The following is a 23,656-nucleotide window of genomic DNA, read 5'->3' as shown; positions in this document are numbered from 1 at the left end:
GCGGGGTTCATTACGCGCACCACGCCGGGGCTGCACGGCTTACCAGCCGATGCCCACGCCGACGCCCATGCTGCGCTCACCGCTGTTGGTGAACGCACCATTGAGGCTGAAGGTGGCCGAACCCTTCTCGTTCAGCACGCGCTGGTAGCCCACCGCCATCGCCGACTCACCCTCGCTGTAACCCACGCCCGCACCCAGGCGGTTGTAGGTGGCCAGGCCGGCGGTATTCATCGCCATCGCACTCTGTGCGCTGCTCATTGCCGCCATGCGGTTGAAGCGCTTGTCCATCTTGTCCAGGCGGCGCTCGAAGGTGCTGATCGCACCATCGGTGTACTCGTTGGCCCGGGCCAGCATCTTTTCCAGGTCGGCGGTGTCGACCTGCGGCTTGGGCGTGTCGTCCTGCTTCGGCTTCGGCTGCGGCGTGGGCTTGTCACCTTCACCGGTCGAGGCGATCTGCGGCGAGCCGCTGGTTTCCGGTGCCGGCGCGATGTCTTCGGTGAACGGCGAAGGCGTGGATGCTGCCGCCATGGCGCGGGCCTGCGGCTGACCGTCGATGCGCTGCTCCAGCCCATCCATGCGGCCGTTGATCTGCTGCTGCATCGAATGCAGCTGGCCACCGTTGACCGCATCGCGGCTGCCGGCCGCGATCAGGCCGTTGGCCACGTTGGAAATGACCATGCCGTTGGCACCAGCCAGGGTGAGCTGGTGGGTGCCGTCTGCACGCACCGAGGGAGTTTCCTGGAACACGGAGCGGAGCTGTGATTCGACCTGGTTCACGCGCGAGGTGGTGCTGACGACTGCGCCGTCGAGCGCCATCAGCGCATCCTCGACAGTGTTCTGCGTTCCGCTCTGCACTGAATAAATAGGGGCAATGATGTTGCCGTTGGCATCCATGCCTGCGCCTCCGCCGAGCGTGGCGAGGGACTCCTTGAGCTGAGAGACGGTGGTGGCGTTGTGGTCGGCGGTGCCTCGGGCGATGTTCACCAGACGACGATAAGTAGTCGCACTTCCAAAGGAAGCCACTCCGGCCTCATTCGCCTGAGAGCCTTCGCCGAGTGCCAGTGAACCATCCGCTCCTTCACCCACCTTTGCTCCAGCACCGATTGCAACACCTCCCCGTGCGCCGCTTCCCGCAATGCCAACCTCCGCTCCAGCACCTAGTGCAAATCCACTATCAGAATCCTCATGCACAACTGACGCACGGCCAATGGCCACGGAGTTTCTGCCGAGTGCCTTCGCATGTGTACCCACTGCTGTTCCCCCATCGTTGCCGGTCTTGGCTGAGTTACCTACAGCGACTCCTACCGGCCCCGCCTCGGCACGCTCGCTAGCAGGCGCCGTGCCAATGCTCAGAAACTGAGTTGTATCTTCCAGGGCTGCGATCCGAGCATTACTCGAGTACAGCTGCCTCCCTGACACAGCCTCGGCACTACCGGCACTCAAGGCTCCATCCGCCACACCACTGATCTTCCGGTTGGCATTTGCACTATTACGCACATTCAGGGTCGTACCGCTGTTCTTCTCTCCCAAACGCACATCGCCAGAGGCGGATACCTGCGCCACCAACCCGCCCAGAACCGCTGTTTCGGCCAGCGCCTTGGCCGCATCCGCTTTTGCCAGGGTCGCGTCCGCAGCCGCAGAGGTGGCCATGCCTTCCACAGCCCCCACCTTCTCATTGGTGGCATTGAGCTGCCTGCCGTTGACGACCTCGTAGCTGCTGGCGCTGACCACGCCATCGGCCACGCCGGTCAGCTTACGGTTCGCATTTGCGCTATTGCGCACATCCACTACGGTGCCGCTGTTCTTTTCACCCAGGCGGACAATCCCCGTGGCCGAAACCTGCCCGACCAGCCCACCCAGAACGGTGGCTTCAGACAAGGCCTTGCTGGCATCAACCTGTGCGGCATTGGCGGTGGTCTGCGCGCCGTTGGCGGCATTCTGTGCAGTCGTTACCCGGCCATTTGTTTCATTCAACTGCTTGCCCGTAATGGCCTCGGTACTGCTGCTGCTGACAGCGCCATCCGCAAGGTTGACGATCTTGCGCTTGATACTGGAGCTGCCGACCGAGACCTGATTGATGCCGGTGGTCTGCGAGGCGTTGCCCAGAGCGACACTTCCCGTGTGCGATGCCAGGGCGCGGTCGCCCAACGCAATGGCACTTTCGGCTCCTGCCTTTGCAAGATTGCCAAGCGCCGTCGAATACAAACCCGATGCGGCGGCCTCCCGGCCAATGGCGACGGCCTGGTTGCCGCTCGCATTTGCCTTGTAGCCCAGCGCGGCGGCATGGGTCGCCGCGGCGGTCGCATCATTGCCTACGGCCACGGCGCGATCACCCACTGCCGAAGCACGCAGGCCTGCCGCCACCGCGCCGTTGCCACTGCGCGTTGCAGCACCGAGAGCAACTGCACCGGTGGCAGCGCTCTTGTCGCCGTTGGCGTCGACACTGGCCCTAGCATCTGCACCAACTGCGATGCTGTTGGTGTTGTAGGCCTTCGCCGAGCGCCCCATTGCTACGCTGGCGGTGCTTCCGCTTCCCTCCGCCTCTGCCGCCAGCCCGATGGCCGGGGCGGATGCGCTCAGGCGCGCGGCTGCCGCGTCTGCGACGCGCTGTGCATCTGCCAGCTTGGTGTTGGTGGCATTCAACTGCTTGCCTGACACAGCATCCGTGCTGGTCGTGCTCAGCGTGGCATCCGCCACGCCCGTGATCTTGCGATTGGCGCTGGCACTGTTGCGGACGTCCAGTGCGGTGCCGCTGTTGCTTGCGCCTATACGGATATTTCCCGAAGCAGACGTCTGGCTCAGAAGGCCGGAGAGCGTATTGGCCTTTGCCAGCGCACTGTCGGCATTGGTCTTGGCGGAGTCGGCGACGGACCGTGCGGCCGTTACATTGGTGTTGGTGGCATTCAGCTGCTTGCCAGACACAGCCTCCGTGCTGGTCGTACTCAGCGTGGCGTCTGCGACGCCCGTGATCTTACGGCTGGCGTTTGCGCTGTTGCGTACATCCAGTACGGTGCCACTGTTGCTTGCGCCGAGGCGGACGTTCCCCGAGGCCGATGTCTGGCTCAGAAGGCCGGAAATCACATTGGCTTTTGCCAGCGCGCTGTCGGCATTGGTCTTGGCGGAATCGGCGACGGACCGCGCGGCCGCTACATTGCTATTGGTAGCATGGAGCTGCTTTCCGGTAACGGCATCCGTGCTGCTGGCGTTCAATCGCGCATCGTCCACATTGGTCACTCGCCGCTTCGTCGATGAGCTGCCAACGGACACCGAATTGCTTTCCGTTGCCTCGGAATATGCTCCGATGGCTATCGAGCCATGGGCGCTCGCCTTGGCATGATGCCCCAGCGCAACTCCACTGTACTCGGCACGTGCGTTCCCTCCCAACGCGATGGCACCGGAGTACCCCGCCGTTCCAGCGAAGGCGTTCCCGCCAATAGCAATACGGGAAACACCTGCGGAACTCTCCACGGTCCTGGCACCGCTGCCCACTGCAATGGAGTTGCTCGCGTATGCCCTGGCGTCATGCCCCAGTGCGGTTGCACCAATTCCTGATGCGATCGAGCTGGCGCCTACGACTGTCGCGTATCCGCTCTTGGCCTCAGATCCATATCCAACGACGACGTTCCTGTCGCCGCGTGCAATGGATGAATTCCCCACAAGCACACTTCCCAGCCCCGACAACGATGATTCGGTGCCGTAGACCACCGATCCCCAGCCACTGATGCTCGACCGTGACCCCAGGATCATCTGCATATCACCGCTGATCGTGGCATTCCGATACTGGCTGTCATTTACCAGAGCCAGCTGGGTGTAACCCGCATTTACCTGGTTCGAAAATGACGAAAAGCGCCACGGAGAGGGCAACAGGAGTTGAGTGGAGTCGGTCCCTTCACGCTCGCCCTCAGCCACTTCCTCCGAGTGCTCGTGCGCTGCGGCAGGGAGGCCCACCAGTGCCGCCACCAGCAATAGTGCCCTGCCTCCAGCGGACTTGCCGCGCGGACTGCTCAACTCACTTCCAACCACCCAGCACTGCTTGGCGGCACTCCAGATACGACGATAGATGCGATTCATGCTCTCTCCCTTAACAGGACATCGAAAATGAGGCCCCGCGAATAGCGCGGGGCCAGAACGTTCAGGCGCTCGGCGCCAGGGTGGTTACGTGCTCGCGGTAGCCGTCCTTGGACAGGCGGTAATGCAGCTGCACGGTGTTGCCCGGCTGAGGCTGGAACGGCAGCTTCAGCTCCGCGTCCGGGTACAGGCTTTTGGCAAAGTCGTGGGTCGTGCAGGCACCACTGGCGCTGCACTCGGCCAGTCCGGTGATGCCGACCCGCAAGGTCCCCACGTTGCGCAGGGTGTCGCCCTGCAGTTGCAGATCCACGCTGCCGTTGGCGGGCAGCACGTTCACCAGCGCGCCCCAGACCAGGCTGACACCGACGTTGGCCTGTGCCGCCTGCTCGTCACCCTCGAGCAGGGTCCCGTCCGGTCCCCTGACGCCCTCGAAGTAGACGCGGTAGGCCACTTCCTTCTCCACGCTGCGCAGTGGAATGACCCGGATCAGGCGATTGCCTCCGCCACTGAGTGCGAACTTCCCAGGGGTGATGGCGACCGCGGCGTCGGCCGCCTCCATTTCCACCTCTTCCTCGCCAACCTGCGCAGGATTCGCGATGCGCAACAGGCGTGCCTGCACGTACTGCGGCTGGGTGGAGTGCGAGTAGACGCGGATCTGCGTACCGCGCTTGCCATCGACGGCCGCGCGCATCGGATGGATCGAGAGGTTGGCATGTACCGGCGGCGCCAGCAGCGCGCTCAACGGCAGCAGACAGAACAGCAGCTTCTTCATGATGAGGCTCCGTGGGATCAGGGTTTGGCGGTCGGCACGCGCAGCTCTACCGTCAGCTCGCCGTCGTAAAGACCGGGCCGCTTGCTGGCGATGGGGGTAGGCGGCGTTTCCAGCACCAGCGGCGTGGGCACGCAGTACACGGGTTGATTGATGCCCGGCAGCATCACCAGGCGCAGCTGCGCGCTGTCGATGCCGCGCAGCAGCTGTTCCTCGCCGTGTTTCATGGCCAGCAGGTTTCCGCCGTATTTCAGGCCGACCTGGTAGTCCAGGCGCTGGGTGTCATCGCTGCCGCCATCCCCGTGCCAGACTGCGAAGTCCCGTCCGGGCGGGGCCCGTGGCCCGCTGTCGCGCACGGTGACGCCGAGGAACTCGCTCTGCGAACCCACGCCGTCGTACAGGCACATGTCCACTTCCTTGTAGCCGCCGACCATCTTGCGGATGGGGTCGTAGCGCAGGTCCATGTTGACCAGCGGCGCGATGCCATCGAAGCCGGGAAAGTAGATCGAGATCGCGTCGTAGTCGGTGACGGTGAAGTCGAAGTTGAAGGTCGCCGTGGCGACGGGTGCTGCGGCGGGATCGGCCTTGATGTTCAGGCGCATCGTGGCCTTCCAGTGGCCTGCGACGAGTCTGGAGAGTTCTGCAGCTGGAACCTCAAGGTTCGCCCCGGTACCCGCTGGCTCACCCGAGCCGCACTCGAACCAGAAGGACGCATTCAGATGTCTTCTAGACGTGTCCCAGTAGTCACTGGCGCAGATCCAGTCCGACATGATCCTCTGCAGATACCCCTCCGCTCGAAGCTCAGTACGCAGGCCGGTTCTCTGTTCTACGAACAGCAGGGCAACGTTACTGATGCCAAGCGACTGTCCCGGCTCACCATCTACGGCACATTTCCCAAACTCACTATCAGAAGCAGACCCACAAACCACATGGATCTGCCCATACTTGAACGCCAGGTCATGACTGAACCCCAGCACCGTCCGCGGCGCCCACAGCTCCACATCACCCGGCACCGCCGAGCGATCCCAGCTCAGCACGATGTCCCGGCTCTGGTCCGTCGGATGCGTCTCCGGCGGCCATTGCGCCCACGCCCGTGGCATCACCAGCACCAGCGCACACACCAGCATCAACACACACATCCAACGCCGGCTCATGGCGTACCTCCTGCAGCAGCGGTCTGGGGCGTGGCGGCGATCAACGCGCGTTCCTGCAGCAGGCGGGTCACGCGGGCCTGCTGGCGGATCTCGGGGGGCAGCTGGGCCACGGCCAGCGGCTCGCAGTGCACGGCGCCGACCAGCAGCACCACCTGGCGGCGCTCGCGCACCTGCAACGGGCAGTGCAGCAGGCGGTCGTCCTGCAGCAGGTACAGCGTTGTTTCGCGGCGCGGGAAATCGGCAACGAAGCTGCCGTTGGCGCTGGTGCCGGGCACCGGCGCGTTGAGGATGCGGGCGCCGCCCAGCGGCGACCCCGCAAGGTCCTTGGCATTGCCAATGAAGGTGTAGGTCACTTCGATCGGCACTGGCATGCGCATCAGCTTGCCGGGGGTGAGGAACATCGGCCGTGCTCCGCCCACGCCGGTCACGCGGATCGCGGCGATGCTGTCCAGCGTGCTGGCGTCCTGCACTTCGGCGCGCTGCGACTGATAGGCCTGCAGCGGCAGCAGCCGGCGCTCGCCGATCTGCAGACGCTGTCGGCGCAGCCCGCCCACCTGCAATTCTGCGGCCACGCCATGCAGGTCGGCATCGTCGAAACCGTCCACCTGCACGGCCAGGCCGGCCTCGGCGCCGTTGGCACCGCTCCAGTAGAGGCCACGACGACCCAGTGCGAAGCCAGAGCTGTGGCTGCCGCTGTAGCCGGTCTCACCACGCCCGCGCTGCTGATAGTGCGCGATGCTGGCGGTTGTGTTGCCGGTGCCGTTCTGCAGCTGGCCACTCAGCGATGCGCTGTAGCGATCGTTGTTGTTGGCGCGCAGTTCGGCGTTCAGCTCCCGATAGTGCGTGTCCCGGTCCTGGCGCAGGCTCTGGCCCACGCTGTAGTCGATGGCCGGGCGCTGATGCTGCGGCTGGCGCACGTCCACCGCATAGCGGCGCTGGCCACTGCTGTCATGGCTGCGCTGCAGGCGGGTCAGGCTGAGGTTGAAGTAGATGCCACGGTCACGCTCGTTGCTGCCGCGCACGCTGTCGGTGCTGCGCTGCTGCCATAGCCCCACGCGCGTGGACACGCTGAAGTCCTGCCAGCGATGGCTGCGGCTGAAGCTGGCCTGCCAGGTCCGGCTGAGCACGGGCTCGCGGCGCGGCTCCAGCGGACCGGGCGGCAGCAAGGGATCCAGCCCGAACAACGGGTCCTGCTCGAATCCGGGCCGATGCCAGCCGGTGCGCCAGGTCTGGCGCCGGGTGTAGCCCACGTAGACGTTGCCGCCGGCCAGCGGCAGCGATACCGAGCCGCTGAGTGAGTTGGTGCAGCCCAGCTGGTCGCGTGCATCGGCCTCGAACTGGCAGGCCTTGCCGCGCATGCGCTGCTGGTAAAGATTCCACGACGCCTTGCGCCGGTATGACAGCTGGTGCTGCTGGCCATTGCTGCCATCGCTTCCACGCATGCCGCTGAGCGAGGCGCGCATTTCCTGGGTGGCCAGCACGCGGCGCAGGTCCAGGCGCAGCTCGCCGTAGCTGTGGCCGCCGAGGTTGGCGGCACCCGCGGTAAGTGCGGCATCGCGGCCCAGCGGCACGCGCACGCCGGCCATTGCCACGCTTTCTCCATCGAAACGGTCGCTACGGCGCTCGTTGCGACGGCCACCCTGCACGAACCACTGCCACTGGCTGTTGGTCCAGTCGCCGCCTTTGTCGAACGGCGCCTCCTCGGTGCGCACCAGCACACCGTCCTCGTAGATGCGCATGCGCACCAGGTAGTTGCCGAAGGGGAAATTGCGGGTGTCGATCTGGTTGATGCCGGCCTGCAGGTAGAAGGTCTGCAGCAGGCGCTCGCCGTCGAAGACATCGACGCGGGCATCGCGCGCCAGCAGCACGGTCAGCGGCGTCGCCTGCACGGCGGCGTCGGTGTCCACGTAGGCCTGGGTGGTGCCCACGCGCGCGCCCTGGAAACGGTCCAGCGGCAGCATGCTGAAACTGAAGGTGCCGCCCTGCGGGCTGGACAGGTTGCGGCGGTCCATGCGCCCGGCCTGCAGGTAATGCGCCTGGCCCAGGTCATGGCGGTAATAGACGTTGTCGAACTGGAAGTCGTCGTTGCTGCCACGGCTGCGGTAGCGCTGCTGGGTGTAGTACCAGTCGGCGGACAGGTGGCCGCGATCAAACAGGCCCAGCGTGCCCACGCCGCGCGCGGACAGTGCCTGATAATCGCGACCACCGCTCACATTAAGCGTCTGCTGGTGCAGGAAGGCGTTCTCGGCGTTGGCCGTGACCGTGTGGTAACGCTCCGCTGCCGGCTCGCCGGGAATCCACTGACGCGCCACGAACAGGCGCACCGCGCCCTCGCCTTCGTCGTACAGCGCGCGCGCCGCGGTGGGCTCTTCGGGCGGGTCCAGATAGCCGCACCCCGCCGTGGCGCCACCAAAACGGCAGGCCAGGTGGCTGTTGCGCGGCAACGGCTGCGACAGCCCCGGTAGCAACGCAGCCTGTGCTTCGGCAGGCAGGGCCAGCGCCTGCAGCACGCGCGCGGGGTCTTCCAGCTGCACGTGTTCCAGGGTCACGCGTACCGGCGACAGCCCGGCCGAGCGGCCGAACAGCTGGATGTCGAGTTGTTCGGTCTGGCCTTCGACCAGATCCTCGAAGCCGGCGGGGACGCCGTGGGCCGCTACCGAGGGAGCAGCCAGTGCCAGGGCGAGCGCGACCGCCAACCGTGTAACGGCGGGGGCATGTGGGGTCATGGAGGGTACCGCTGGAGTAGCGGCCGGCCCGGAGTGCGGGCCGGCGCGGGAAGCCGTGGATCAGGGCTTCTGGTTCATGACGATGTAGACCATGCCTTCGTAGCGGCCGTTGACCGTAAGCGGGCCACCGGCACCCGCCTGGGCGATGGTCAGGGGCATCGAGATGGAGGCACCCGGCGTCGAGCTGGCGCCGTTGAACAGGTCAGCCGCCTTGAACTCGGTGACCGCGGTGGTCAGCGCGTCGGTGTTCAGGCTGACGGCCAGCGGCACGCGCGTGGCGCCATTGAGCAGCACCGGATCGTGGCCGAGGCGCACCTCGATGTCCGCGGTTTCGTCATTGGAATGGATGCGCACCTGCTGCGTCGACGGCAGCAGGCCACGCAGCGGATCGTGGGTCAGCTGCACGGTGTCCGGCAGCGGGGTGCCATCGTCGCGCAGCAGCGCCAGGGTCGGGTCGACGTCGGCGTAGACGGTGATCTTGGTTTCCAGCGCGTGCGCGGACAGCGAAGCAGTAGCCAGCGCTGCAGCGAGCGCGGCCTTCTTGATAATGGCGTGCATGGTTGTCTCTCTCGGACAAGGGGGAATTTGAAAGCTCCCCTCCCCAAGGAGAAAAGGGAGGGAAGCGCCGCCCGCGGGGATGGGTGCGGGCGACGGAGAGAATGTTAGAAATCCATTGCCATGCAGGCCATTCAAGCATTCCTAAATCGTTGAACGTTAAGGAGAATTTTTGAAGGTGTTCAATGTTTGAGGGTTATGCAATTTTCCTCATCGGCTCAATGCAACAAACCTCATTGCTTTGCCTTTGTAGAGTCGAGCATTGCTCGACTCTATAGTGGGGCATCCACGCCTGCGGGATGGCATCAGGCCGCCTTTCGGCGGCCTGATGACACGGCGCGGTGGTGCGCGATCAGAAGAAGATCGCGTACAGGATCAGCAGCGGAATCGGCACGCCCAGCAACCAGAGCAGAATCATCTTCATGGCAGGTCTCCTTGCATGGAAGGGTGGATTACAGGTCGCGGCGGCGGCCGCCCCAGGTGGCGCTGAGGCTGGCGAAGAACGCGCCGATCAGCAGGGTGATGAAGAGCCACAATGCGGCGTAGGCGGTCGCCTTCCGCGCATCGTCGGCAGCCTGCTTGGCGGTATTCCTGGCCTTCTCCAGCGCTGCACGCATGCGCGTCTGCACATCGGTCACGCGGGCCTGCGCTTCAGCCGGGCTCATCCCGGCATCGCGCGCGATCAGCTGTGACAGGTACTGGGTATCGGCCGGATCCAGGCCTTCCCCCTGCAGGCTGTTGACGATGATGCGGTTCACTTCGGCACGCACTTCGCGGCGATCGCCGATCGGACCGTTGCCCGGCGCCGGTCGCGGCGGCGGGGCCATGCGCGCGTCGCGCGGACCGGCGCCCGCTGCCGGCGGTGGCGCGGCATCCGGGTCCATCGGTGCGCCCGGCGGCGGCGCTGCGGGATCGGCCGGCCCTGCGTGGGTCGTGCTGCGGAACAGCGCATCCACCCAATAGTCGAGGTCGCCTTCCGGTGCAGCCGCCACAGCGCCGCTGGCACCGGCAGCAGCCACGCCGACGGTGGACGCAGCGGCACCGGCAGTGGCGCCGGCCACCTTTGCGCCCGCACCCAGCACGCCACCGATGGCCGACGTCAGCAGGCCCGCGGTCAGCAGCGTGGCCACCGCCCACGACACGAAGCCGTGCGCGGTGTCGCGGAAGTAGGTTTCGTCGCCGTGGATCTGCGTCCACTTGGTGCGCAGGCGACCCGCCAGATAGCCACCCAGGCCGGAAGCGGCCAGCGCGGTGAAGGTGAGCCAGGCGATGCTGGACCAGCCGAAGGTTTCCTTGCTGACGCCTTCGAACGACCAGGGCGACACCGACGACAACCCCAGGCCCACGCCGAGGATCAGCAGGATGAGAGAGAGCGCAGCGGCGGCGGCGGCGCCAGCGAAGATGGCTCCCCACGACACCGCGCTTTCGCTGGCGGGCGGAACGATGGGGGCAGTGACGACAGCGGCGACGTCAGCGCCGAGCGGGCCGCGCTCGGGTGGGTCGAATCGGGTACTCATCGGGATGGACGCTCCATTTCAGGTGCTGCGAATGCAGCTGGCGTCCTGAGGCTGCGCGAGCGCTTGTGAAGCTGATGAGACCCCTGGATCACGCGGTCTTGGCGCGTTGAAGAGCGTGCCAACCAAGGTTGGCACCTACCAAGGCGGGAACGCGGTAAATCCATGCCACGCGTGGATGGGGAGCGTGCCAACCAAGGGCGGGAACAAGTGGATCCACGCCATGCGTGGATGGTTTTTCGCGAGTGTCGAAAGCGTGCCAACCTTGGTTGGCACCCACCAGGGCGGCAGAAAAAAAAACGCCCCGCGCATGCGGGGCGTTCTCGGCACAACCTACGCGGGGCGATCAGCCCTGGTAGTCGCGCACGTCGCTGCCGGTGTAGACCTGGCGCGGACGGCCGATCTTCATTTCCGGATCGACCTGCTGTTCCAGCCAATGCGAGACCCAGCCGGAGGTACGGCCCAGGGCGAACATGACGGTGAACATTTCGGTCGGGATCTGCAGCGCCTTGTAGATGATGCCGCTGTAGAAATCGACGTTCGGGTACAGCTTGCGCGCGACGAAGTACTCGTCCTGCAGCGCGGCCTGTTCCAGCTTCACGGCCACGTCCAGCAGCGGATCCTGCACGCCCAGCTGCTTGAGCACCTTGCTGGTCATCTCGCCGATGACCTTGGCGCGCGGATCGAAATTCTTGTAGACGCGGTGGCCGAAGCCCATCAGGCGGAAGCCGGAGGTCTTGTCCTTGGCCTTGACCACGGCGGACTCGACGTTGTCGGCGCTGCCGATCTCTTCCAGCATCTTCAGCACGGCTTCGTTGGCACCGCCGTGGGCCGGACCCCACAGCGCGGTGACGCCAGCGGCGACCGACGCGTACGGGTTGGCACCGGTCGAACCGACCAGGCGCACGGTCGAGGTCGAGGCGTTCTGCTCGTGGTCGGCGTGCAGGATGAACAGCAGGTCCAGCGCCTTGACCACATCCGGGTTCAGATCGTACTGGCCGTCAGCCGACTCGAAGGTCTGCTTCAGGAAGCGGCTGACGTAGTCCAGCGACGTGTCCGGCTTGTTGGCCGGCAGGCCCTTGCCATGGCGGTAGATCAGCGCCGACAGGGTCGGCACCTTGGCGATCAGGCGCACGGCGGCCTGGCGGCGCTGTTCGGCGTCGGACAGGTCCAGCGCATCGTGGTAGATGGCCGACAGCTGCGCGATCGCAGCAGCCAGGATGGCCATCGGGTGGGCGTCCTTGGCGAAGCTGCCGATCAGGGTGTTGATCGAGTCGTCGACATTGGCTTCGGCAGTCAGCTCATCGGTGAAGGCCTTCAGCTGCTCGGCGCTCGGGCGCTCGCCGTTGATCAGCAGGTAGGCCACTTCGACGTAGCTCGACTTTTCCGACAGCTGCTCGATCGGGTAGCCGCGATACAGCAGCACGCCCTTGTCGCCGTCGATGTAAGTGATGGCGGACTTGCAGCTGGCCGTCGCGGTGAAGCCGGAATCGTAGGTGAAAAACCCCGTTTCCTTGGTCAGCTTCGCGATGTCGACGCAGTCGTTGCCGAGGGTGGGTTTGATGACGGGCAGAACGACGGACTTATCGCCGGCGTTGAGCGTGACCTGATCAAGATCGGACACTGTGTGCGCTCCTTCATGGGAAGGCGCCTGCCCAAGCGCATTGGTCAGGCACGTGAATGACGTCCTCGGCCTGTGCCGGGGATCATGCCATTATCGCACAGCAGCATTTGCCAGGCGCTAGACAGAAGTCGTAGACGGCAGGCGGCCAGAACCCGGCCAGCAAGCGGCCCGGATCGGCAAAAGCGTTGTCACACGAACGCAGTGTTCTGTCCATCCAAACGCCCGTTGGGTAGGCATTGGGGAAAAACAAACGGCCGCGCAGAGCGCGGCCGTCGGTTCGAAGCTGGATCGACAGATCAGCGCGCGTAGCGCTTCTGGAACTTGTCGATACGGCCCGAGGTGTCGATGACCTTGTGCTTGCCCGTGTAGAACGGGTGCGAAGCCGAGGAAATTTCAACCTTCACCAGCGGGTAGTCGTTGCCGTCTTCCCACTTGATGGTTTCCTTCGTCGCCATGGTCGAGCGGGTCAGGATCTTGAAATCGGAGGTGACGTCATGGAAGACGACGTCGCGGTAGTTCGGATGGATATCGGCCTTCATGGGCTCACACCGTAAATGGGCTGGTGGTCAAGAGCGGCATTATAAGCACCGGTTGCCGCCCGGGGCAACCGGTGCCGGTCAATCGGCTTCAGTCCGCGCCCAGGGCCTGGCGTACCAGGGTCTCGAAACGCTGCTGGTCGTAGGCCATCAGCAGATCGCAGTTGTCCGGCTGGCCGGTCTGGCGGTTCCAGTCGACGATGGTGGCGCCGCGGCTGAACGTGCCATTCAGCTCCACGTTCAGCGGACGCGACTCGACCCGCAGCTGCCCTTCCGGGTTCAGTGCCCAGGCCATGGCAACCGCGTCGGCGGTGTACCAGCGGCCGCCCTTGCTGTCTTCGGACAGGCCCCGGGTCTTGCGCGAAATCAGCTCGTAGAAGCGGGCGCGATCGGAATCGGCCTGCAGCCATTTCTCGGCTTCTTCCAGCGGCAGGCCATGGGCGACGGTGGCCTCCCAGTCCGACACCAGCAGGTGCTTGAACGAGGTGAACACCACATGCGCCGCTTCCGGGTCGAAGGCGATGTTGAATTCGGCTGCCGGGGTGATGTTGCCGTGGCAGGTGACCGCGCCGCCCATCACCACGATGCGCTTGATGCGCTGGGGCAGGGTCGGGTCCAGCTTCAGTGCCAGCGCGAGGTTGGTCAGCGGGCCAAGCATCACCAGCATCAGTTCGCCGGCATGCGCGTGCGACAGGCGCAGGATGGCCAGCGCAGCATGCTCGGCTTCGGCCTGGCGGCTCGGCGGCGGCAGGTCCACGTCGCCATAGCCATCACGGCCATGCACGTGGGCAGCGTCTACGGAAGGATGCAGCAGCGGATCCGGGCTGCCGGCAAACACCGGCACGTCGGTGCGGCCGACGATGTCGCAGAGCTTGAGGGCGTTGCGGACGGTGTACTGCAGGCCGACATTGCCGGCGGCGATGGTCAGGGCGACCACGTCATGCCGTTCATCGGCAAAGGCCATCAGCAGGGCCAGGGCGTCGTCCACACCGGGGTCGGTGTCGATCAACAGGGGGATCTTGTGGGTCATCGTTGCCGTCTTCAGATCGGCAACGAAGTGTGGACCGGGATGATGACCGTTGCAAGTATGGGGGGCGGCAGGGCTGCGACCTGCACCCGCGGTAGTGCCGGCCGCTGGCCGACAACTTCAACAGCAACGCCGAAAACGGGTTTCCCGCGGATGGCAGGGAAGAGCTCTCTGTAGAGTCGAGCCATGCTCGACTCACGCGCGCAGCGCGAACGGCAACCGAGCGTGGGCTCGGCTCTACAGTGGATCCACGCCGTGCGTGGATGAGCGTCCCGGGGATGGGGTCAGAGCCCTTTGCTGTGCAAAGGGGCCTGACCCCGCCACTTACGCCGAGGCGTAGCGCACGGCGGTGCCGATCCAGCGCTGCACCACGCGATCGGCCAACGCGGGCTGCTGGGCCAGCAGCCGCTCGGCCAGGTCATGCACGCCGGGCAGCAGGCCGGCATCGCGGGCCAGGTCTGCAATGCGGAAACCGGCCAGGCCGGTCTGGCGGGTGCCCAGCAGTTCGCCGGGGCCGCGCAGTTCCAGATCCTTCTCGGCGATGACGAAACCATCGTTGGTTTCGCGCATGGTCTGCAGGCGCTCGCGCGCCATCTGCGAAAGCGGAGCCTGGTACAGCAGCACGCAGCGCGATACCGCCGAACCACGCCCCACGCGGCCGCGCAGCTGGTGCAGCTGGGCCAGGCCGAGGCGTTCGGCGTTCTCGATCACCATCAACGAAGCATTGGGTACGTCCACGCCCACTTCGATGACCGTGGTCGCGACCAGCAGGTCGATCTCGCCGGTCTTGAACGCCACCATCGTCGCCAGCTTTTCGGCGGCTTTCAGGCGTCCGTGCACCAGCCCCACGCGAACGCCGGGCAGCAGTGCCTGCAGCGATTCGTAGGTGGCCTGCGCCGGGGTGGCATCCAGTTCTTCGCTTTCCTCGATGAGCGTGCACACCCAGTACACCTGCCGCCCTTCCTCGCAGGCCAGCGCGATGCGCTCGATCAGTTCCGGGCGACGGTCATTGTTGAGGGCGACGGTCTGCACCGGCGTGCGTCCCGGTGGCAGTTCATCGATGGCCGACACATCCAGGTCCGCGTACTCGGACATCGCCAGCGTGCGCGGAATCGGCGTGGCGGTCATCACCAGCTGGTGCGGCACGCTGTTGCCGCCCGCGCCCTTGTCGCGCAGCGCCAAGCGCTGGTGCACGCCGAAGCGGTGCTGTTCGTCGACGATGGCCAAGGCCAGATCCTGGAACACCACCGCCTCCTGCATCAGCGCGTGGGTACCGACCACCACCTGCGCTTCGCCGCTGGCGACCTGCTCCATCACCTTGGCGCGCGCCTTGCCGGTGACCTTGCCGGCCAGCCAGGCGATACGCACACCGAGCGGCTCCAGCCAGCCGCGCAGGTTGTTGAGATGCTGTTCGGCCAGCAGTTCGGTGGGCGCTGCCAATGCGACCTGCTTGCCCTGCTCCACCGCCAGCATCGCCGCCAGTGCGGCCACCACGGTCTTGCCGGAACCGACGTCGCCCTGCACCAGCCGCAGCATCGGGCTGGGGCGCGCGAGGTCTTCACGGATCTGCTTGAACACGCGCGCCTGCGCGCCGGTGAGCGCGAACGGCAGCTGCTTCAGCAGCGCCTTGGCCAGCTTGCCAGGACCAGCCAGCGGCGGCGCATGGTGTGCCTGCAAGGCAATGCGCTGGCGACGCAGGCTGAGGTGGTGGGCCAGCAGTTCTTCCATCGCCAGGCGGCGCTGCGCCGGGTGGGTGCCGGCGGCCAGCGCGGCGAGGTCGGCATCCGGCGGTGGCCGGTGCACGGTCAGCAGCGCGCTGCGCAGCGACGGCAGGCCCAGGCCATCGAGCCAACCGCTGGGCAGCAGTTCCAGCGTGCTTTCCTCGGGCAGGCGATCCAGGGCCTGGCCGATCAGCTTGCGCATCGTCATCGGGCCCACGCCTTCGACGGTGGGATACACCGGGTCGAGGCGGTCGCCGAGTTCGGGATCATCGTTGCGGCCCAGCACCTGGTAGCTGGGATGGACGATTTCCAGGCCGAGGTGGCCGGGCTTGGGCGTGCCGAAGCAGCGCAGCCGGTTGCCGACCGCGAACTGGCCGACCTGCTGCTGGCGGAAATGGAAGAAGCGCAGCACCAGGGTGCCCTGCCCTTCGTCCTCCACCGCGACCTTCAGCATCGGTCGGTAGCGCATGCCGCGCTCGACCGCGACCACCCGCCCTTCCACCTGCGCCGGCACGCCGTTGCGCAGGTCTTCGATGCGGGTCAGCCGGGTCCGGTCTTCATAGCGCAGGGGCAGGTGAAGCCAGAGATCCTGCAGGGTGGCCAGGCCACGCGCCTGCAGTTTGGCGGCCACGGCCGGACCGACGCCGGCGAGCATCGCCAAGGATGCTTCGCCGGACGGTGACAGGACCGGGGTGACCGCCGCCTTGCGTGCCACGTGGTGGTCAGTCGATGACCATCACCGCATCGACCTCGAAGCTGGCGCCCTTCGGCAGGCCGGACACTTCGATGGTGGAACGGGCCGGGTACGGGGCCTGGAAGTAGTCCTGCATGACCGCGTTGACCTTGGCGAACTCGCCCAGGTCGGTCAGGTACAGGCCCAGACGCACGACCTTGTCCAGCGAGCCGCCGGCGGCTTCGGCCACGGCCTTGAGGTTGTCGAAGGCGCGACGGGCCTGCGCTTCGACGTCGCCAGCGCCGACGATGTCGCCGGTGGCCGGGTCAAGCGGGATCTGGCCGGAGAAGTACACGGTGTTGCCGGCGCGCACGGCCTGCGAGTACGGGCCGATGGCGGCGGGGGCCTTTTCGGTGTTGATGATCTGGCGGGACATGGGTCGCTCCGGTGCTTTGGGGGAAAACAGAGCGGTGATTGTACCGGGTGGGCGCGGCATCGGCTGGGGGTCGGATCCGTTTCCCGGCGGGAAACGGATCCGACCCCGTATGTCGTGTGCGCGGAACGTCATCCACGCATGGCGTGGACCTACTGGCGGCGTACCGACTGCACGACCGACAGGCGGCGCAGGCGGCGCATCACTTCGGCCAGGTGGTTGCGGTCGCGCACCTGGATGTTGAACGCCAGCACGGCGGCGTTGAAATCGCGATCCAGGTAGTCCACGCGCTCGATGTTGGAGTGGCTCTGCGCGATGGCAGCGGCCAGCTGTGCCAGCACGCCGGTGCCGTTCTCCACTTCCACCACCAGCGAGGTGTCGTAGTCGCCGGAGACGGTGGTGTCCCAGCCGATCGGCACCCAGCGCTCGGGCGACTTGCGCAGCTCGGCCAGGTTCGGGCAGTCCATGCGGTGCACCACGATGCCCTTGCCGGCGGTGTGGTAGCCCATGATCTCGTCGCCGGGAATCGGCTGGCAGCAGCCGGCGAAGGTGACCACGCCACGCTCGCTGCCGTTGATCAGGATCTTTTCCTGCGAGTGGTGGCGCGAATGCGGGCCGCCACGCAGTTCGGCGTAGGCCATCAGCGCCTGCGCGGCCTGGGTCGGCATCCAGTTGCCCAGTGCGACCTCGGCCAGCAGGGCTTCCAGGCGCGGGAAGCGGTGTTCGGCCAGGAACGCATCCAGGCGCCCCTTCGGCAGCCGCTCCAGCGACGAATCCATCGCTTCCAGCGCACGGTCGAGCATGCGGTGGCCCAGCTGCACGGCATCCTCGTGCTCCAGCTGCTTGAGCTGGTGGCGGATGGCGGTGCGCGCCTTGCTGGTAACCACGAATTCCAGCCACTGCGGTTTCGGCGTGGCCGAGCGTGCGGTGATGATCTCCACCGACTGCCCCGACACCAGCTTGGTGCGCAACGGCACCAGTTTCTTGTCCACGCGCGAGGCCACCGCCATGTTGCCGACGTCGGTATGCACGGCGTAGGCGAAATCGAGCGCGGTGGAATTGCGCGGCAGGGCCAGGATCTTGCCCTTCGGGGTGAACAGGTAGACCTCGTCCGGGAACAGGTCGACCTTGACGTTGTCCAGGAACTCCAGCGAGGAACCGGCGGCACGCTGCGAGTCGATCAGCTCGACGATCCACGCGTGGGCACGGCTCTGTGCGCTGTTGGGCGAATCGCCGCCGAACTTGTAGGTCCAGTGCGCGGCCACGCCGCGTTCGGCGATCAGGTCCATTTCCTCGGTACGGATCTGCACTTCGATCGGCGAGCCATACGGCCCGAACAGCACCGTGTGCAGCGACTGGTAACCGTTGGCCTTGGGAATGGCGATGAAGTCGCGGAAACGGCCATCCAGCGGCTTGAAGGTGGCATGCACCGAACCCAGCGCGTGGTAGCAGCTGGGCACGCTGCGCACGACCAGGCGGAAGCCGAACACATCCATCACCTGGTCGAAGGATTTGTTCTCGTCGCGCATCTTGTTGTAGATGCTCCACGGGGTCTTGATGCGGCTGATCAGCCGATGCTCGATCCCCTCCTTGGCCAGGCGCTGCGACAGCTGCACTTCCACCTGCGCCATCGCCTCGCGACGCACCACCGGCTGGCTGCGGATGTGCTTCTCGATGATGGCGTGGCGCCACGGGTACAGCGCCTTGAAACCGAGGTTCTGCAGCTCGCTCTTGACCAGGCTCATGCCCAGGCGCTGGGCGATGGGCGCGTAGATCTCCAGCGTCTCGCGGGCGATGCGGCCGCGCGCTTCGCGGCTCTGCGCACCCAGCGTACGCATGTTGTGCAGGCGGTCGGCCAGCTTGATCATGATCACGCGCAGGTCGCGCGACATCGCCAGCAGCATCTTGCGGAAGCTCTCGGCGGCCGCCTCCTGGCGGTCGCGGAACTTCAGCTTGTCCAGCTTGGTAACGCCGTCGACCAGTTCGGCCACGGCTTCGCCGAACTCGGCGGCCAGCGCCTCGCGGGTCAGCGGCGTGTCTTCGATGGTGTCGTGCAGGATCGCGGCGATCAGCGCTTCCACGTCCAGGCCGAGCTCGGCCAGCACCTGGGCCACCGCCACCGGGTGGGTGATATAGGGCTCACCCGACTTGCGCGTCTGCCCAGCGTGCGCGGAGGCTCCGACTTCCCAGGCACGGCGCAACAGCGGCAGCTGTTCCGGCGGCAGGTAATGGGCGGCGCGTTCAAGCTGGAGGACGTAGTCGGGTACGGCGGCAGTGGGGGCTGCGGCGACCTTGGCAGTGGGGCCTGGGTTCATGCCCGCAGCCTATTCCAGCGCGACGTTTACGGCAAATCCTGAATGCGAAACAGCCCGCACGGGGCGGGCTGTTCGGTGTATCCAACGATTACGTTGATCGATGCGATCAATCGTCGTTCTTGGACATGTCTTCGTCAGCGACCACTTCGGCGGCAGCCCACTCCAGCGCTTCGCGCTCGGCGCGCTCACGCTCGGCCTTCTCGACTTCGTCGATCAGCGCGTTGTCGATCTTGCGGGCGGCGATTTCGCGCAGCGCCAGCACGGTCGGCTTGTCCTCGGTCTCGCTGTTGTCCAGCGTGGCCTGCACGCCGTTGGCGAGCTGGCGGGCACGCTTGGATGCCATCATGACCAGTTCGAAACGGTTGTTAACGACTTCCAGGCAATCTTCTACGGTGATGCGGGCCATACGGGCTCCCGGCGACCGGTCGGCCGCTCAGTCGAATGAGGGAAAGGGGACGGAGTGTACTGGCAGGGGCTGGACAAAATCAAGCCAACCCCTACCCGATTCTTTTGGAATCAGTCAGTTGCGCCCGGATCGGGAGTCAGCAGGGCCTGGATCAGGCCGGCGTGGCGGACCTTCTGGGCCTCCCGGCGCAGGCGGCTGGCGGTGAAGATGGCGCACAACTCGTCCACGGCGGTGTCGAACACCTCGTTGACGATGACGTAGTCGAACTCGTTGAAGTGCAGCATTTCATCGCGCGCCGCGCCCAGGCGCTGGGCGATGACCGCCTCGCTGTCCTGGCCGCGCTTGCGCATGCGATCCTGCAGGGCCTGCCTGGACGGCGGCAGGATGAACACGGTGACCGTGCCCGGCACCAGCTGGCGCACCTGCTGCGCGCCCTGCCAGTCGATTTCCAGCAGCACGTCCTGGCCGGCGGCCAGCTGCGGCTCCACCGACTGCCGGGCCGTGCCCTTCCAGTCGCCGTGCACCCACGCATGCTCGAAGAAGTCGCCGGCGGCGATCATTTCCTCGAACCTTTCCGCAGAGACGAAATGGTAGTGCTGGCCGTTCACTTCCCCCGGGCGCATCGCGCGCGAGGTGAAGGAGATCGACAGCGCGATCTGCGGGTCACGCGCCAGGGTGGCATTGACGATGCTGCTCTTGCCGGCGCCGGACGGGGCGGCAACGATGTACAGCGTGCCGCGCGCAACGGCGTCCGACGGCTTCGACGGGGCGCTCATGCGCGGAACCCAACTGGTTGATTTCGCAAAATTTTTCCTCGGTGTTCCAGATCCGGCGCGGAGGATCGCGCCAGGACGGCGGGGGCTGCGCGGAACATCCTGGAACCAGGCCCGGCAGACGCTTCCCCGGGGGGCGGGCACGCAACTTTACCAGAGCGGCCCCGTTGCGCGCCCGCCCCGCCGGCGCCGGGCCTTGTGCCACATGGGCGTGCGGGGGCCTGTGCTATAACCGGGCCGTACCCAACGACAGCCCGGAGGCCCGTGCCTCCTCGCCATCCCAGGAGAACGGCATGCCATCGATGAGCCGCCGCCAGTTCCTGAAAGTGACCGGGACAACCCTGGTCGGCTCCAGCCTGGCATTGATGGGCTTCGCGCCCGGCATCGCGCTCGCGGAGGTCAGGCAGTACAAGCTGACCCGCGCGACCGAGACCCGCAACACCTGTACCTACTGTTCGGTGGCCTGCGGCATCCTGATGTACAGCCTCGGCGACGGCGCCAAGAACGCCGAGCCGAGCATCTTCCATATCGAGGGTGACCCGGACCATCCGGTCAACCGCGGCACGCTGTGCCCGAAGGGCGCCGGCCTGGCCGACATCATCCACAGCAAGTCGCGCCTGCTCTACCCCGAGTACCGGGCGCCGGGCTCCAACGAGTGGAAGCGGCTGAGCTGGGACGATGCGCTGGACCGCATCGCGCGGCTGATGAAGGAAGACCGCGATGCCAACTTCGTGCAGAAGAACGAAGCCGGGCAGACAGTCAACCGCTGGCTGACCACCGGCATGCTGGCGGCCTCGGCCACCAGCAATGAAACCGCGGTGCTGACCCACAAGGTCGTCCGCTCCCTTGGCATGCTGGCATTCGACAACCAGGCACGTGTCTGACACGGCCCGACGGTGGCAGGTCTTGCCCCGACGCTAGGCCGTGGTGCGATGACGAACCACTGGGTCGACATCAAGAATGCCGACCTGATCCTGATCATGGGTGGCAATGCCGCCGAGGCACACCCGTGCGGATTCAAATGGGTGACCGAGGCCAAGGCACACAACAAGGCCCGGCTGATCGTGGTCGATCCGCGCTTCAACCGCTCGGCCGCGGTGGCCGACGTGTACGCGCCGATCCGCACCGGTACCGATATCGTGTTCCTGGGCGGCCTGATCAACTACCTGCTGACCGAGGACCGCATCCAGCACGAGTACGTGCTGAACTACACCGACATGCCGTTCCTGGTGAAGGACGAATTCGCCTTCAAGGACGGCCTGTATTCGGGTTACAACGAAGAGAAGCGCAGCTACGACCGTTCCAGCTGGGACTACGCCTACGGTGACGACGGCTACGTACGCAGCGACCCGACGCTGAAGGACCCGCGCTGCGTCTACAACCTGCTGAAACAACACTACGCGCGCTACACCGTGGAGATGGTCGAGCGCATCTGCGGCACGCCGGCCGACAGCATCCGCCAGATCTGGGACATGATCGCGTCCACCGCCGGCAAGGACAAGGCGATGACCATCCTGTACGCGCTGGGATGGACGCAGCACTCGATCGGCGCACAGAACGTGCGTGCCGGCACCATGGTGCAGCTGCTGCTGGGCAACATCGGCGTGGCCGGTGGCGGCATGAACGCGCTGCGCGGGCATTCCAACATCCAGGGCCTGACCGACATCGGCCTGATGTCCGACCTGCTGCCCGGCTACCTGACGCTGCCGAGGCAGGACGAGCAGGACTACGACGCCTACATCGCCAAGCGCACGCAGAAGCCGCTGCGCGCCAACCAGATGTCGTTCTGGCAGAACTATCCGAAGTTCCACGTCAGCCTGATGAAATCGTGGTGGGGCGATGCCGCCACCGCCGACAACAACTGGTGCTTCGATTACCTGCCAAAGCTCGACAAGCCGTACGACATGCTGCAGGCGTACGAGCTGATGAACGAGGGCAAGATCCACGGCTACATCTGCCAGGGTTTCAACCCGCTGGCCTCGGCGCCTAACAAGGGCAAGCTGATCAGCGCGTTCTCCAAGCTGAAGTTCATGGTCAGCATGGACCCGCTGGAAACCGAGACCATCGCCTTCTGGCAGAACCACGGCGCGTTGAACGACGTCGACCCGAGCACGATCCAGACCGAAGTATTCCGCCTGCCCACCACGTCCTTCGCCGAGGAGAACGGCGCGGTGGTGAACTCCTCGCGCTGGCTGCAGTGGCACTGGAAGGGCGCCAATCCGCCGGGTGAAGCGCGCAGCGACATCGAGATCATGTCCGAGCTGTTCCATCGCATCAAGGCGATGTACGAGAAGGACGGCGGTGCGTGGTGGGAGCCGGTGCGCGACCTGGCCTGGAAGTATTCCAACCCGGAGCTGCCGACGCCGGAAGAGCTGGCGATGGAATACAACGGCAAGGCGCTGGCCGACGTGTTCGATCCGAAGGATCCGACCAAGCTGGTGCGCAAGGCCGGCGAGCAGCTGGCCGCATTCGGCGACCTGCGCGACGATGGCAGCACCTCCTCCGGCTGCTGGATCTACATCGGTGCCTGGGGCCCGACCGGCAACATGATGGCGCGGCGTGACAACAGCGACCCCACCGGCATCGGCAACACGCTGGGCTGGGCCTGGGCGTGGCCGGCCAATCGCCGCGTGATGTACAACCGCGCGTCGTGCGACGTGGCCGGCCAGCCGTTCGACCCGCGCCGCACGCTGCTGGCCTGGAACGGCAAGAACTGGGGCAGCGTGGACGTACCGGACTTCAAGGCCGACGAAGATCCCGCCGGCGGGATGGGCCCGTTCATCATGAACCCGGAAGGCATCGCCCGCTTCTTCGCCAAGGCCGGCATGGCCGAAGGGCCGTTCCCGGAGCACTACGAGCCATTCGACACGCCACTGCGCAGCAATCCGCTCAGCCCCGGCCAGGCACTGACGCTGAACAACCCGGCCGCCCGCGTATTCGCCAGCGATCGCGCACAGATCGGTTCGCCGGACGAGTTCCCGCATGTGGCCACCACCTACCGCCTGACCGAGCACTTCCACTTCTGGACCAAGCACGGCAAGTTGAACGCCATCATCCAGCCCGAGCAGTTCGTCGAGATCGGCGCGGCCTTGGCCGACGAGCTGGGCATCACCAACGGCAGCCGCGTGCGGGTCAGTTCCAAGCGTGGACACATCGAAGCGGTGGCGATGGTGACCAAGCGCATCAAGGCCCTGCAGATCGATGGCCGGACCGTGCACCAGGTGGGCGTGCCGATCCACTGGGGCTTCCTCGGTGCGGCCAAGCCTGGATACATCGCCAATACGCTGACCAACGCCATCGGTGACGGCAACTCGCAGACGCCCGAATCGAAGTGCATCCTGGTCAAGGTCGAGAAGGTGTAG

15 protein-coding genes are annotated in these 23,656 nt (G+C 65.9%); 1 reads left to right on the top strand and 14 read right to left on the bottom strand.

Annotation, left to right across the window (positions count from 1 at the left end; all coding sequences use genetic code 11):
* Nucleotides 1-39: 39 nt before the first annotated feature.
* From J3A72_RS06855 to gmk, 14 genes are all read right to left on the bottom strand, one after another.
* Nucleotides 40-4,071, bottom strand: a complete 4,032-nt coding sequence (locus tag J3A72_RS06855) for an ESPR-type extended signal peptide-containing protein (protein WP_075076002.1) — start codon at nt 4,069-4,071, stop codon at nt 40-42.
* 61 nt (nt 4,072-4,132) lie between these two features.
* Nucleotides 4,133-4,840, bottom strand: coding sequence for a pilus assembly protein (locus J3A72_RS06850; protein ID WP_075076003.1), 708 nt, complete (start codon nt 4,838-4,840; stop codon nt 4,133-4,135).
* A gap of 17 nt (nt 4,841-4,857) precedes the next feature.
* The gene (locus J3A72_RS06845) at nt 4,858-5,991 is read right to left on the bottom strand and encodes a CfaE/CblD family pilus tip adhesin (RefSeq protein WP_075076004.1); all 1,134 of its coding nucleotides are present in this window, start codon (nt 5,989-5,991) and stop codon (nt 4,858-4,860) included.
* Nucleotides 5,988-8,717: a TcfC E-set like domain-containing protein gene (locus J3A72_RS06840; RefSeq protein WP_075076005.1), complete on the bottom strand. Its 2,730-nt coding sequence runs from the start codon at nt 8,715-8,717 to the stop codon at nt 5,988-5,990. Before J3A72_RS06840 ends, J3A72_RS06845 begins: the two co-directional genes overlap by 4 nt.
* 60 nt (nt 8,718-8,777) lie before the next feature.
* Nucleotides 8,778-9,275: a CS1 type fimbrial major subunit gene (locus tag J3A72_RS06835; protein WP_046432313.1), complete on the bottom strand. Its 498-nt coding sequence runs from the start codon at nt 9,273-9,275 to the stop codon at nt 8,778-8,780.
* Between the two features lie 449 nt (nt 9,276-9,724).
* Nucleotides 9,725-10,789, bottom strand: a complete 1,065-nt coding sequence (locus J3A72_RS06830) for a hypothetical protein (protein ID WP_075076006.1) — start codon at nt 10,787-10,789, stop codon at nt 9,725-9,727.
* A gap of 343 nt (nt 10,790-11,132) precedes the next feature.
* Complete coding sequence (locus J3A72_RS06825) at nt 11,133-12,410, bottom strand: citrate synthase (RefSeq protein ID WP_014648268.1); 1,278 nt, start codon at nt 12,408-12,410, stop codon at nt 11,133-11,135.
* 296 nt (nt 12,411-12,706) lie between these two features.
* Nucleotides 12,707-12,949: a type B 50S ribosomal protein L31 gene (locus J3A72_RS06820; protein WP_010484049.1), complete on the bottom strand. Its 243-nt coding sequence runs from the start codon at nt 12,947-12,949 to the stop codon at nt 12,707-12,709.
* A gap of 88 nt (nt 12,950-13,037) precedes the next feature.
* Nucleotides 13,038-13,976, bottom strand: a complete 939-nt coding sequence (locus tag J3A72_RS06815) for a nucleoside hydrolase (RefSeq protein WP_032956077.1) — start codon at nt 13,974-13,976, stop codon at nt 13,038-13,040.
* Nucleotides 13,977-14,297: 321 nt separating this feature from the next.
* Entirely contained in the window at nt 14,298-16,409 is a 2,112-nt protein-coding gene (gene recG / locus J3A72_RS06810; RefSeq protein ID WP_046432316.1) for an ATP-dependent DNA helicase RecG, read from the bottom strand.
* Between the two features lie 7 nt (nt 16,410-16,416).
* Nucleotides 16,417-16,803, bottom strand: coding sequence for a RidA family protein (locus J3A72_RS06805; protein WP_005418954.1), 387 nt, complete (start codon nt 16,801-16,803; stop codon nt 16,417-16,419).
* A 149-nt stretch (nt 16,804-16,952) separates the two neighbouring features.
* On the bottom strand, nt 16,953-19,115 hold the full coding sequence (locus J3A72_RS06800) for a bifunctional (p)ppGpp synthetase/guanosine-3',5'-bis(diphosphate) 3'-pyrophosphohydrolase (RefSeq protein WP_005418955.1): 2,163 nt from the start codon (nt 19,113-19,115) through the stop codon (nt 16,953-16,955).
* 106 nt (nt 19,116-19,221) lie between these two features.
* Nucleotides 19,222-19,521 carry a DNA-directed RNA polymerase subunit omega gene (rpoZ, locus tag J3A72_RS06795; protein WP_005410877.1) on the bottom strand — a complete coding sequence of 100 codons (300 nt, stop codon included), beginning with the start codon at nt 19,519-19,521 and terminating at the stop codon, nt 19,222-19,224.
* Between the two features lie 110 nt (nt 19,522-19,631).
* The gene (gene gmk, locus J3A72_RS06790; protein ID WP_014648271.1) at nt 19,632-20,297 is read right to left on the bottom strand and encodes a guanylate kinase; all 666 of its coding nucleotides are present in this window, start codon (nt 20,295-20,297) and stop codon (nt 19,632-19,634) included.
* Between the two features lie 290 nt (nt 20,298-20,587).
* Here gmk and fdnG point away from each other — a divergent pair, with 290 nt between their 5' ends.
* The gene (gene fdnG, locus J3A72_RS06785) at nt 20,588-23,656 is read left to right on the top strand and encodes a formate dehydrogenase-N subunit alpha (RefSeq protein ID WP_140222837.1); all 3,069 of its coding nucleotides are present in this window, start codon (nt 20,588-20,590) and stop codon (nt 23,654-23,656) included.

Source organism: Stenotrophomonas sp. PvP093, from assembly GCF_017876915.1.
GTDB lineage: Bacteria > Pseudomonadota > Gammaproteobacteria > Xanthomonadales > Xanthomonadaceae > Stenotrophomonas > Stenotrophomonas muris.
Note: the sequence above shows the minus strand (reverse complement) of the source record. Positions and strands in the feature narration are given on the sequence as shown.

Excerpts from the sequence above, each read along its gene's own strand:
- gmk (WP_014648271.1), bottom strand. The coding sequence starts at position 20,297 with ATGAGCGCCCCGTCGAAGCCGTCGGACGCCGTTGCGCGCGGCACGCTG.
- J3A72_RS06815 (WP_032956077.1), bottom strand. The coding sequence starts at position 13,976 with ATGACCCACAAGATCCCCCTGTTGATCGACACCGACCCCGGTGTGGAC.
- J3A72_RS06850 (WP_075076003.1), bottom strand. The coding sequence starts at position 4,840 with ATGAAGAAGCTGCTGTTCTGTCTGCTGCCGTTGAGCGCGCTGCTGGCG.
- J3A72_RS06830 (WP_075076006.1), bottom strand. The coding sequence starts at position 10,789 with ATGAGTACCCGATTCGACCCACCCGAGCGCGGCCCGCTCGGCGCTGAC.
- J3A72_RS06835 (WP_046432313.1), bottom strand. The coding sequence starts at position 9,275 with ATGCACGCCATTATCAAGAAGGCCGCGCTCGCTGCAGCGCTGGCTACT.
- J3A72_RS06800 (WP_005418955.1), bottom strand. The coding sequence starts at position 19,115 with ATGAACCCAGGCCCCACTGCCAAGGTCGCCGCAGCCCCCACTGCCGCC.
- J3A72_RS06840 (WP_075076005.1), bottom strand. The coding sequence starts at position 8,717 with ATGACCCCACATGCCCCCGCCGTTACACGGTTGGCGGTCGCGCTCGCC.
- J3A72_RS06805 (WP_005418954.1), bottom strand. The coding sequence starts at position 16,803 with ATGTCCCGCCAGATCATCAACACCGAAAAGGCCCCCGCCGCCATCGGC.
- J3A72_RS06820 (WP_010484049.1), bottom strand. The coding sequence starts at position 12,949 with ATGAAGGCCGATATCCATCCGAACTACCGCGACGTCGTCTTCCATGAC.
- J3A72_RS06855 (WP_075076002.1), bottom strand. The coding sequence starts at position 4,071 with ATGAATCGCATCTATCGTCGTATCTGGAGTGCCGCCAAGCAGTGCTGG.
- J3A72_RS06845 (WP_075076004.1), bottom strand. The coding sequence starts at position 5,991 with ATGAGCCGGCGTTGGATGTGTGTGTTGATGCTGGTGTGTGCGCTGGTG.
- rpoZ (WP_005410877.1), bottom strand. The coding sequence starts at position 19,521 with ATGGCCCGCATCACCGTAGAAGATTGCCTGGAAGTCGTTAACAACCGT.